The 11,889-nt window shown below is 43.7% G+C and carries 9 protein-coding genes; 4 read left to right on the top strand and 5 right to left on the bottom strand.

The window, feature by feature from the left end:
* Window positions 1–20: 20 nt before the first annotated feature.
* Together DDR33_RS06995 and DDR33_RS06990 are read right to left on the bottom strand one after the other, a co-directional pair.
* Entirely contained in the window at window positions 21–1,367 is a 1,347-nt protein-coding gene (locus DDR33_RS06995) for a Gfo/Idh/MocA family protein (RefSeq protein WP_109415055.1), read from the bottom strand.
* A 622-nt stretch (window positions 1,368–1,989) separates the two neighbouring features.
* Window positions 1,990–3,339, bottom strand: a complete 1,350-nt coding sequence (locus DDR33_RS06990; protein ID WP_109415054.1) for a hypothetical protein — start codon at window positions 3,337–3,339, stop codon at window positions 1,990–1,992.
* Window positions 3,340–4,165: 826 nt separating this feature from the next.
* On the opposite strand from DDR33_RS06990, the gene DDR33_RS06985 reads away from it, so the two are divergent.
* The 4 genes from DDR33_RS06985 (at window position 4,166) to DDR33_RS06970 (ending at window position 9,828) form a co-directional block, all read left to right on the top strand.
* Window positions 4,166–5,047, top strand: coding sequence for an AraC family transcriptional regulator (locus DDR33_RS06985; protein WP_109415053.1), 882 nt, complete (start codon window positions 4,166–4,168; stop codon window positions 5,045–5,047).
* Between the two features lie 66 nt (window positions 5,048–5,113).
* Window positions 5,114–5,848, top strand: a complete 735-nt coding sequence (locus tag DDR33_RS06980; protein ID WP_109415052.1) for an SDR family oxidoreductase — start codon at window positions 5,114–5,116, stop codon at window positions 5,846–5,848.
* Between the two features lie 310 nt (window positions 5,849–6,158).
* Entirely contained in the window at window positions 6,159–7,190 is a 1,032-nt protein-coding gene (locus tag DDR33_RS06975; protein ID WP_109415051.1) for a hypothetical protein, read from the top strand.
* Window positions 7,153–9,828: a hypothetical protein gene (locus tag DDR33_RS06970; protein WP_109415050.1), complete on the top strand. Its 2,676-nt coding sequence runs from the start codon at window positions 7,153–7,155 to the stop codon at window positions 9,826–9,828. The genes DDR33_RS06975 and DDR33_RS06970 overlap by 38 nt, the downstream gene beginning before the upstream one ends.
* Before the next feature lie 26 nt (window positions 9,829–9,854).
* Here the strand turns inward: DDR33_RS06970 and ybaK are convergent, their stop codons facing one another.
* The 3 genes from ybaK to DDR33_RS06955 form a co-directional block, all read right to left on the bottom strand.
* Window positions 9,855–10,340 (bottom strand): Cys-tRNA(Pro) deacylase, encoded by a 486-nt coding sequence (gene ybaK, locus DDR33_RS06965; RefSeq protein ID WP_109415049.1) that lies wholly within the window; start codon window positions 10,338–10,340, stop codon window positions 9,855–9,857.
* A 134-nt stretch (window positions 10,341–10,474) separates the two neighbouring features.
* A complete protein-coding gene (locus DDR33_RS06960; RefSeq protein WP_109415048.1) occupies window positions 10,475–11,173 on the bottom strand; it encodes an NAD(P)H-dependent oxidoreductase in 699 nt (232 codons plus the stop codon).
* A 162-nt stretch (window positions 11,174–11,335) separates the two neighbouring features.
* A complete protein-coding gene (locus tag DDR33_RS06955; protein WP_109415047.1) occupies window positions 11,336–11,593 on the bottom strand; it encodes a hypothetical protein in 258 nt (85 codons plus the stop codon).
* Window positions 11,594–11,889 lie beyond the last annotated feature (296 nt).

Raw genomic sequence — 11,889 nt, 5'->3', positions numbered from 1 at the left:
GATATTTAGTCGTTAATTCATTAAACCTTGGGTTCCCAACCTGGCTCGTAGCTACGCTTCCATAGCTTTTCAGCCTCAGGATCATTCAGGATGTGACCGTTTTTGGGGTCAAGACGCAGTTCGCGGCCCACTCGCCATGCAATGTTGCTGAGCTGCATACCGATAATACTTTTATGCCCGGTCTCCACATCGCAGTTTGGCTTGCGGTTCTGACGTATTGCATCCAAGAAATCAGCCGCATGCATACTATCCAAACTCAGGCTGACAGTGGCTGTATTACGGCCCTGCATAGTTTCTTCCTTATCTTTGGAGGCCACTTCTTTTGTCAGCTTGCCCTTCAGATCGAAAACCTTGTAAGCGTCGTTCCCGGTGCTCAGGCTTCCATTCTCGCCGTAAAAGATAACCCCGCGCTCATCCCCTTCAATTCTTCGCCCGTTGGCACTGCTGCTTTCCCACATGATCATTTTCCTGTCGGGATATTCCAGTGTTACCACCTGCGTATCCGGTGTTTGCCAATCGTCCTTAAACGCGTAGCGTCCGCCCGAGGAGCTTACTTTTATGGGATAATCAACCCCTAATCCCCAGCGGGCTATATCAACTTCATGGGTTCCATTGTTCAGCGCTTCGCCGGTTCCCCAATGCCAAAACCAATGCCAGTTGTAATGGATCAGCCCATTTTGATAAGCCAGACGCGGTGCCGGGCCTTGCCACAGGTCGTAATTTAACTCTGCAGGCGCAGTACCGGGGGTCAGGAAAGTAGCTTTACGGTCGTTAGTATACCAGGTCTTGGCATAGTAAACGCGACCAATGATCCCTTCGTGCAGTTGCTGTATACCTTCGGTCAGTACCGGAGCCGAACGACGTTGAGCCCCCATTTGCACTACCCTGTTATATTTACGGGCAGCGGCAATAGCCAGTTCGCCCTCGTGCGGGTTATGACTTAGAGGCTTCTCCACATATACATGTTTCCCGGCCTGACAACCCATAATGGTAAGAGGTGTGTGCCAGTGATCGGGCGTGGCGATGTAGATGGCATCAATATTCTTATCCTGCATCACCTTGCGGCAGTCGCCTTCGGTTTTTGGGACGCTTATTTGTTTGTTTGAGGCTACAGATTTCAGTGCTTTGGCAAAAACGCGGGTATCAACGTCGCAAAGTGTCGATATCTCTGCATTCTTTTGCCTTGCGAAAGTGCCGGCCATGGTAGAGCCGCGTCCATTCAGGCCGATGATGGCAAGGTGTATGCGTTCGTTAGCTCCTATAATATTCCGGTAACTTTTTGCGCTCATGCCGAACAGGCTGTTGCCTGCTATTACTCCGGCCGATGCAACAGCCACTTTTTTAATAAAATCTCGTCGTTTCTCCATAATATCAGAAAATTGGTTAATAAATACTAATAACGGTAAAATTGATATGTGTGTCTTTTTTAACTTTAGCAGATTGTATCGGGAAATATAGAATTATGACATAACAGTTATCCTCCTTCCGGTTTTAAATGAATGAGACCAGCTAATTAAGTGTGTTTAACGGTAGGATATGTCTTTAGGTCTTAACATGATATTGCCACCCTTGGTGCCTTTCCATCAGATTATTAGGGACTGAATTTCTGATTGGTGTATTTTTATCAGTTTTATAGACTAATTTGCCATCAGCAGTTTTACTTACTGTTGATGCACTATTCTTTGACATAAATCCTGTGTGTGGTTTTTGAGTAAAAGTATGGCACGAAATAATTAAGCCCCCTAACAAAAAATACCGTTTCAGCTTCATAAAAGTTAGTTCTATAAACACACACACCACTTGCCTGGTACCGTAATTTCTCGCTGAGACCTATTTATAACCAAATTAAACGAATGAATCTTATATTATCTGTTCAATCTTTTGTCTAATCGTCTCAATTTTATATTTCGGGTAAAAAAATCCAGGATCGTAAAGGGCATTATAATCTCTCTCTAACTACATTGACGGCCGATGCAGAAAGGAAACTCCTCATGAGAGAAATTCATTGATAAAGTCCTGATAGAACAGGTCGCAGGTCCAGTAGTCTCCGTGCGTAAAGGCAAAAAATTCCTTGCGGTCAAATTGGCAATCGATATTAGTGAGTCCGCTGTAATAATCGAGGTTACCGCTGACGTAGTCCTTTTCATCATAGTAATTCCGCCACTTTACCTGCTCCAAATTCTTTACAAGGGTATTTTCGATTTGAAAGAAATCTTCTGGCTGCACTACTCCGGCATTCCAGCCCTTTTGTTTAAAACCAAGAAAATTGTTTAATAATTGTTGCCGCACAAATTGCTCATCAGGAATATTCTCCCGGAGGAAGAAAGCGATCTTGTCAAGCGGGCAACCGAAGGTTACAAACCCTTTAAGCTTATCTCCAACACTCCTGCACTTAATCCCATTTTTGTTAATTAAAAAGTTTATTCTGTTCAAAGCATCATATGACACCTGGCTCCCCAACGAATGGCCTGCCACAATCACTGAGGGATAAGCATCCTGCTCAAAACCCTGAACTGCCTCTGCCACGCTTTTCTTCTTTTCGAGGAGAAATTTAATGGCTCTTACAGCCCCGTCCAATATTTCTCTTCTAACTGCGTAGTATTTCGATTTTGTGTCCGTGACATTGTATACAATCACATCTCCCAGAATATTAGCAATGGCATTTTTCTCCCTTGTTATATAATTCGACACGAAGCTTCCTATCAGCGAGCCCAATACCGGCACAAGCGACAGAAGCTTTACAATAAAGTCGATTAATAGTCTTCCTCCCACAACAACCTGGGCTATCAAGCGAATAAACAGGAAATATTTCCAGTTAGTCTGGCCTTGGTAATACGTCAACAGACTCCGGTCTCCGGCAGCTTTGGCAAAATCCATATTCCTCTTGTAAAATTTACCAGCACCCTTTACTACGCCTTGCAACCACTGATTAATATCAGACCAATCCGCCTTGCCTTCGGTATAGTAGGCCCAGTAATATTCATATATGTCAATGGCCGGAGCAGTTAGATCATCTCTTTTGCGAATGCGTACTACATTATCAAACCAGTCACGTGCACCTTCATCTGCCTTTTTATTCACTATCACATGCTCCACTACAAAATGTTCGAAGAAAGACTGGCCGGTGGTTCTTTCGTAACAAGCCTTCAGCTGCTTGACGAGCCCTTTCCCAAACTGGTCGATCGTCTCCATGGGGAGCTGGTTTCCGATCCCGTGGACTACAAGAATTGCAGTATCATATTCAATCCATTCAAAAGGCCGGTTAAGATCAACGATCTCGTTTATTTTTAAAAGCGGATTTGGCTTAATGGCTGTTGCTATGCTGTTGATCGTGTTCATCGGAATTTAATATTCAAAAGTTGCGAAACACAGAGCCTCAATCAGAAACAAAAAAGATCCTGTTCCTCTTCCTGTTATTCATAAAGCTATAGCAATAGCCGGTAGACTGCAATAGCTAATGATAGGCATTTACAAGAACCCTAAGAAGCTAATAATCAGAAAACTTTCAAGCCTAGAACATAGTTCACTCAAGCTGCTTCGCGGTCTCACTTAGAAAAAAGGTCCATCGCAAATTGCATCCTTTTATATTCGCTGTTACAGAAAGATGCGCGGGATTATGAAGATCCTTAAGTGGGCTATCTTCCAGATGGATCTGCATCTTGTTAAGGACAACTTTATCCTCACACTATGCTTGCATCAAACATTCTTTGTAATTTCTTCCAACTGTTTGTACACCGAATGTACCATAAGTGCACCATGAGTGCACCTTTATCTACAAAAAGGTGCACTCATGGTGCACTTATGGTACAAACAAGGTGCTTTTGGGTAAACGAGCTTTAAAAGCGAGGACGCAAAATGGTGATAATTCCCCATAACCATTCTGCCAAGCAAGTACAATTAATCTCAAAGCCTTCGGATTTAATTATGGCTAATTGCTGCAACATCATTTTTGAATCGATAAGATGGAGGCTAAATATTATAATAATGTAAATATCATTACATAAGCCATATAAACAGACAATTAAAATATTCGGATTTTATACATTTGTTTAACAAAGGCTTTTATTATGTAGGCTGCTTTAGAGGGAATAATACACTTTACGGTCACTTCCTGCATACAAATAAAAAAGCTGGTTGCTGACAAGCGATGAATCACATTTACAGGATGGAAGAAACCAAGGGCTTACTGGAGAAAATAAGGAATCATGACAAGGTTTGCATTGCACTGAATGAAAACTGTGCGGTTCCCCTGCCCGATGATGTCATTCAGGTGCTGCGTAAGCCCCACCGTCTCTCCTTTTACTATTTTCAATACCTTGAACAAGGTACTGCGTCTTTTAAGATTGATCTTAAAGAATTTACTATTAATAGCGGGGAGCTCGCCTTCGGTTTACCCAATCAGATCGTCACCAAGCTGCCGTATGATAAAAATATGCCGCAGTATGCGCTTTCTTTCGATGAGCATACACTAACGTTATTGCCTGGCCCCTATCCATTTCTTGTCAACCCGTTCAATGTAAATTCTATTGCGTTTGATGCGGCTTCCCGTAAGAGGGTGAAGAACTTGCTTTCCGGATTGTTTCAGCTGCTCCATTCCCCCGGGAAACAGAAAAAAGCGGAGGTGATCCTGGCACATTTACATACGCTGCTCACCGAATATAACACCGCCTATTTCGAACAATATCAGGGCCAGGAGATCAACGCCAATTCCAAATTTTCAAAATATGTCGCCTTTAAGCTGGCAGTTGAAAGTAATCTGACAGAGCAGCACGATGTACAGAGTATTGCTGAGAAACTGGCTCTTACATCCAGTACCTTATATGCCATCGTGAAGGAACACGCAGGTATATCGCCCAAAGAATGGATAACCAACCGTCTGATGCTGGAAGCGCAGAGAAAGCTTCAATATTCCAGTATCTCTGTCAAAGAGCTGGCCTATGATCTGGGCTTTAATGATCCCGGGTACTTCTCCCGGCTCTTTAAAAAGAGCACAGGAAAGAGCGTCAGCCGCTATTTAGCTGACTTGAGGGATTTGTCCCAAAATTAACAGGATTTGTCCTGATCACCTGTTCCGTATCCTGCTACCTTCGCTTCATAAAGTCAATAAAGATTTATGAAAACAGCATTAGTAACAGGAGCAAACAAAGGAATCGGTTTTGAAACCGCAAAAATACTCGCCCAAAATGGACTCTTTGTTTATTTAGGCAGCCGGAGCTTAGATAACGGCAGATCAGCGGTAGAAAAGCTGAAAGCGGAAGGTCTCAGCAATATTGAAGCCATCGCGCTGGATGTCACCAACCAGGAATCTGTCGACTCGGCAAGGAAGACGATTGGCGAAAAAATAAGTGTACTGGATGTATTAGTAAATAATGCGGGTATTTCAGGTGAGCTCGAACAGTCTGCATTGACATCAACAGCGGAGGAGTATCTGAAGGTTTACGACACCAATGTATTTGGGGTAGTTCGGATAACCGGGGCATTTATTGATCTGCTCAGGAAATCGGCGGAGCCCAGAATTGTAAATGTGAGCACGGCAATGGCGTCACTAAATATGGCAGCTGACATCTATGGCGACAACTATCCTAAACGATATGTCGTCTATCAATCTTCCAAATCGGCCTTGAATATGTATACCGTAAACCTGGCTTACGAACTGCGCAACACACCGTTTAAGGTAAACGCCGTTTGTCCCGGATATACGCAAACAGACTTTACCGGGCGTCAGGGAACAAGCACGCCAGAACAAGCCGGGCAGCGTATTGCCAAATACGCACTAATTGGACAGGATGGGCCAACGGGAAAGTATTTCAGCGAAGAGTACTTTCCTGAAACTGTTTGTCCGTGGTAGCATCTTCTGAAGGCCGTTTTATCCAATCTTTTGCATAATAAGCTTTTACAGTACCTGGATGTCACAGTATAAAACACGGAGATAGTAAGGGTGAGGACGAGAACTATTATTTACGCCTCTGACAAATTCCCATTTCCGCTGTCTCTAAGTCAGCAGAAATGGGAATTTGATTCTTTTTTCAAAACCTTCTGAATAATATTCTTGTTAAATTGCGGCGGGAATATCCCTATGTCTGGCACTATCCGGTTTCATCAGGCTGCACCTGTTACTGATAAGATTGTCCGGATCTGATGAAAGACCTTTTCTTGAAATGAAGCTTAATTTATCAGTTTATCTGATCTTCTTCTTTATCGTCTTTTTGGGAACATCCTGTCGTAAAAAGCGGGTCGTTAACACATCGTTTTACTATTGGAAAACAGTATACCGGCATAATGAGACAGAAAATCAATACTTTAATAAACTGAACTGCAAAAAACTTTACGTCAGGATAATGGATGTGGATGAAGAAGACGGAACCCTTATACCCATATCCCCTGTTGTATTCAAATCACCCGTACCTGACTCTGTAGAACTGGTCCCTGTTGTGTTTATAGTCAACCAGGCAATCAAAAATCAAACACATACGCAACTTGATGAGCTCGCTGCAAAAACCGTCCGGTATGTAAATGGCAAGCTGGGGCAGGCAGGGAAACGCTCGTTCAGGGAACTGCAGATTGACTGTGACTGGACACAGAGTACGCGGGACAACTACTTTTATCTTCTCAGGCGTATCCGGCAATGTGCAGATCTTAAAAACAAACAGCTTTCTGTCACCCTGCGGCTGCATCAGCTTAAAAATCAAAGAAGCAGCGGCATCCCTCCTGCCGACCGTGTCATGCTGATGTGTTATAATATGGGCAACCTCCGGAAGTATGGCAATCAGAATTCAATATTGCAGCAAAGCGAACTCGAAAAATATGCGGGCGATAATTTATCTTTCTATCCGATGCCGGTGGATATCGGATTGCCGCTTTTCAGGTGGGCTGTTGTGTTCAGACAGAAACAATATGCAGGTATTGCTAAAAGGCTCAATATTTCGCTGCCGGACAACAAAAAGTTGTTCAGGGAAACGGATCATAATTTCTACGAGGTGCTGGGTGATCTTCCTGACTACGGGCTTAAGCGCGGCGATGAAGTCCGATGGGAAACAGTATCACCGGATGAATTGGAAGATGCCGCCCGATACCTTCAGCAGTTTGTAACTTCGGACACTCTGAGGCTTATTTATTTTCACCTTGACGAACCAACACTAAAATATTACCGATATGAAACTCTGGAAAAAACTGCTTCTGTATTTCGTTAGCCTGGCCGGCATGTCGTTCACCTGCATGATCATAGTTCTGGCTTGCGGAGGAGAGGTTGATCCTTACGATTATTATACGTCTTTTTTCCATTCAGACGTTCAGGAAAAAAAAGGCCATGATGCGTTTAATTTTTCATATTTCAAGTTCACCTATACCGACGACGAACCGGAAAGTGAGGCTGAAATTAATTCGGCTGAATGGGCGGCCTATATGGGTGGCCGGGTAAAGCCGGTAGATGTCAAAAAAATCATGTATGGGATTGACAGCGCCGGTAAAGGAAGTGTGCTTCGATATCTTGAACAGGATCTGCCTGCTGCCGACAGCCTGGCAGCGAATCCGTTTTTACGCTCCTTAAAAGAGCCGGCTCATTCGGCTGCGGGAAAGTACTACCAGTTTGCCCTGCAGGCGGAAAAGCTCGGAGAGACAAGTTACGACTACTGGAACCCCGAGCCGCGTGACACCAGCGGATTGAAAGACGCGGCAGGTATGGCTCTTCAGTCAGCCATCTCCGAAAATGACCAGTTCCTGAAACTTAGGTATTTTTATCAGGCGCAGAAACTTAACCATTATGCCGGAAACTATGAAGATGCAAAGAATATATATGATCAGCACATAGCGAAAATATCGTCGAAAAGTCACGTCAAAGGATGGTCGCTGGCTTTAAAAGCCGGTGAGGAACGACGCTTAAATGATACCATCCGCGCAGCTTACCTGTTCTCGAAGGTGTTTGGGGAATACCCTGAAAGGAGAATACAGGCGTACCGCAACTATCACTATATTGAAGCACCATTTAGTGATGTGCTGAAGCTTGCTCAAAATGAAAAAGAAAAGGCTAATCTCTATGCTATTAAAAGCTTCGCCAATTCAGATATTGAGATGGAGAGCCTGAAACAAGTATACGACCTTGCCCCTGCTTCTCCTATGGTTGGGGTTCTGTTGATACGGGAGATTAACAAACTTGAGCAGTATTATCTCACGCCTTCACTGGCGAATAATAGCGATGAGGCGTATAGTAACGCCCCGAAACCCCAGATTTCATCGCCGCTGGCTTCCTCTTCTCCTGCTAAATGGCTGTTGCGGGCTGGCATTGCCTTTTTGTTAACTGGCGCCATTATTTTACGGCTAAATCATAGAAAGTGGCAAAACAAGCCTGGCGGCAAAGTAGCCGCCGGATCACTGGGACTCTTGGGAATCGTTGCTTTAGGTTGGTTTACTGCAGGGTATTTGAAAAAGAAGACAGTTGCCGACAAACCGGTACCCGAGGGCAGCTTTTTTGTAAGTATACCTGACAGTATCCGCAGCAGGAACGAGGATCATATTGAGAAACTGAAGTTATTTTGTTCAAACCTGAGTAAGGAAGCGAAATATCCGGAGCCGCAGCTCGGAACACTTGTCAATGCCTATTTGTGCTTCATGCAAAATAAACCGGACGAAGGACTCTCTGCCCTGGCCAATTTGGATGGAAAGACACTTAGTGGAAAGATGGCCGATCAGAAGCAAGTCGTAAATCTACTGTTATCAGCTCAGAGGCTGAAAAAGGTACAGAATGTAGACGAAACTGCTTTGCTGCCTTCTTTGCAATGGCTTGACGAAAAAGCAGACAAAGGAAGAAAGCATCCTGCGTCTTCTTATCCTGAGAAGCCGGAACAGTATAACTGGTTTGCCATCACTGCGCGTAATTTTTATACGTATGTCTTATCTCCGGCCTACCTGCGTCAGGGCGACACCACCAAAGCGGCACTTGCCCTGCTTAAAGCTAAGAATGGAGATGCGCCTGATTATAGTGGTTATATGGATGAACAACTGCCCGACTTTTGGTTTAAATACCTGCATCCGGAACATCTGAGCCAAATCATCGGCTGGAAAAAGAAGGCACAGCCTGATGCCTATCTCGCTTTCCTGACTACCGGTCTCAGGGATGTTAATGCAGATAAGTTATACGAACTTCTGGGGACAAGCCTGCTGCGTGAGCACCGGTATTCTGAAGCAGCTACAGCATTTCAACAAATTGCTGACAAGAAGCTGAGATCTGCGCCCTACAACGGCAAAAGCTATTACGATGATAAAAACATGCAGGGAGACCCATTTTACGCATCCGTTAATGACTATCCCAAGAATTATAGCGGCAAGAGCTACACCAAGCTGACTTTTGCAGAAAAGATGGCTGCGCTGGAAAATCAATTAAAGAAAGAACCGCAGAATGCGGATGTCTTATTCCAGTTGGCTACAGGGCTGTACAGTACTTCGATGCACGGGAACTCGTGGGGGCTTATTTCTTACAGCTGGTCGGTATACGACTTTGGGAGAAAAGCGATGTATTACTACGATGGAGATTATGTTAAAGCATCTCTGGCGAAACAATATTATTTAAAAGCAAGAGAGCTTAGCAGTGATCCTGAGTTCAAAGCCCGCTGTACTTTTATGGCTGCAAAGTGTGAACAAAAGGGAAAGGAAGCGCCGTCTTTGACCGACGTGGATTATGATACATACGACAAGCAGTGGAAGGTCTTTATGGCCGGATTAAAACAGAATGTTTATTTTAATGAAATGCAGCAGTATAAGAATACAGCATTTTACCGGAAAGCGATAAATGAATGCAGTTATCTGAGCGATTTTATCGGGAAGAATAACCGTTAAATGGCGCCGGGGACAAGCATTCACTGTCACCGGGTGTCCTTAGCGAGGCAGCAAACGGTGGCATTGACTGCTTTAATGAGGTCTTCCGGCTTCATCTTTAGCTGAAGTCCGCGTTGTCCTGCACTCAGGTAGATATGAAGATGCTGACTACACTGTTCATCTATAAAAACCGGGTAGTTCTTCTTCATTCCGATGGGAGAACAACCGCCCCGGATATAACCAGTCAGCGGCAGAAGTTCTTTTACCGGCACTGTATCGGCTTTCTTGTTCTCTGAAGCCTTTGCAGCGAGCTTCAGGTCCACTTCCTGATCGCCGGGGATTACGCACACAAATACCCCGTTTTTATCCCCCCGCAACAAAATGGTTTTGAACAGCTGATCCTTGGGCAGGTTGAGCTGCTCAGCTAAATGCACAGCGCTCAGATCGTTTTCGTCTACTTGATATTCTATAAGTTCATACGGTATGTGTGCCTTGTCTAACAATCTTGCAGCATTCGTTTTATGAGCAGCCATCCTTATTCATTTTGCTGCAAACTTAAATAAAAAGGTTATAGCGATCGTTCCCCGACGGTGAGTTTTAATAACAAATAAGGGAAACCCGTTAACCGGCCGTTTCCATTATTTGTTATTAAAAGAGGCTGGCTCTTTTACTTTTGGTTAAAATTATCCAGACTTAGTCCCATTGGCTGTTCGCCTGTATCGACAGCATCTTCGATAGTCATTACTTTTATGAAATTTTCTTTCGGCGTCCTTACTTTTTTCATGTTGACAAGCCAGTCATTGCTCTCATCCCTGTATCCCAGGGGCAGGATAACTGTACTCCGGTAGCCTTCTGCCCTCAGGTTTAGAAGAGCATCCAGTTTCTCCGGCAGAAATCCTTCAATGGGCGTCGCATCAATCCTTTGCTCGGCAGCGGCGGCTATAGCCATTCCAAACGAAATATAACTTTGCTTAGCAGCGTGATGTGCTTGCCAGTCTTTACCCAAGGGTCCATAAAGACTCAGAATAGTCTGCTTATAATCGTCCATTGTACTATGAGGCAGCCCGCGCTCGTCCATCATATAGTTAAAGACATTTGAGATCCGTTCTTCGCTGTAGCCGTCCCATGCGGCAAATATAAGCAGGTGAGAACAGTCTGTGATCTGGCTTTGATTGTACGCAACTCCTTTTATTTTTTCCAGTAAAGCTTCATCGGATATGACTATAATTTTGAAGGGCTGTAAACCTGAAGACGATGGCGCCAGCCTGGCCGCCTCGAGTATATAGTCTAGTTTTTCCTGAGGAATTTTCTTCCCGTTCATTTTCTTTGTTGCATATCTCCATTGCAAATCTTGTAGCAAGCTCATATTATAGTGATTAAAATACAGTCCAAAACTAAAACTTCGCAATGGCATTTTGTAACTTATGACAAAAAGTGACAGTAACCAAAAGGTAACAAGGAAAACGTGACAAGATCATAGCATATTTACATCCAATTAAGGTCTCAGGTTAAAAGACGATTATATGTTCTAATTATTCCTGGCATCAATTTCAAAACCGATAAGATTAGCCAGATAGTTGAACTCAGGCTCATCAAGCCATCGCCATTCTACGCAATCATAACGATAAAGTGTTCCGATTTCATGATTCTGATTGTAAATAATAAACTCTTGCCTGGCCTGTTTATGATCCCACAATGGTACAACATACAAATCGTAATATAAACCTGATTTTTCTACCCCCACTACAAAAGGCGGATCGTTATTAATAATATCTAAAATGTCCATTAATTATCTCTGTCATATCCCATTAACACCTATATTCTAACGTATTGAGACATATAAGATGATATACGTAAAAAGTGTATTTCAGTTTCGGAAATCGGACTGAAGAGTTTGCATTAAACAAATACCTTCTTGTTTCTGAAAGATATCAGGAGCTATATCACTAACCCTTTCTGTATGAGCCACAATCATCTATGTCTGCATAGTCCAGCCACGAACCGATGGGACATACCAGAAAATATCAGAGACCTGTAAATCAGGGCTGATCTTTAAACGGATCAACCTGGATTTACAGGTCT

Origin of the sequence: Pararcticibacter amylolyticus, assembly GCF_003130405.1 — a bacterium.
GTDB classification, from domain to species: Bacteria; Bacteroidota; Bacteroidia; order Sphingobacteriales; family Sphingobacteriaceae; genus Arcticibacter; species Arcticibacter amylolyticus.
Note: the sequence above shows the minus strand (reverse complement) of the source record. Positions and strands in the feature narration are given on the sequence as shown.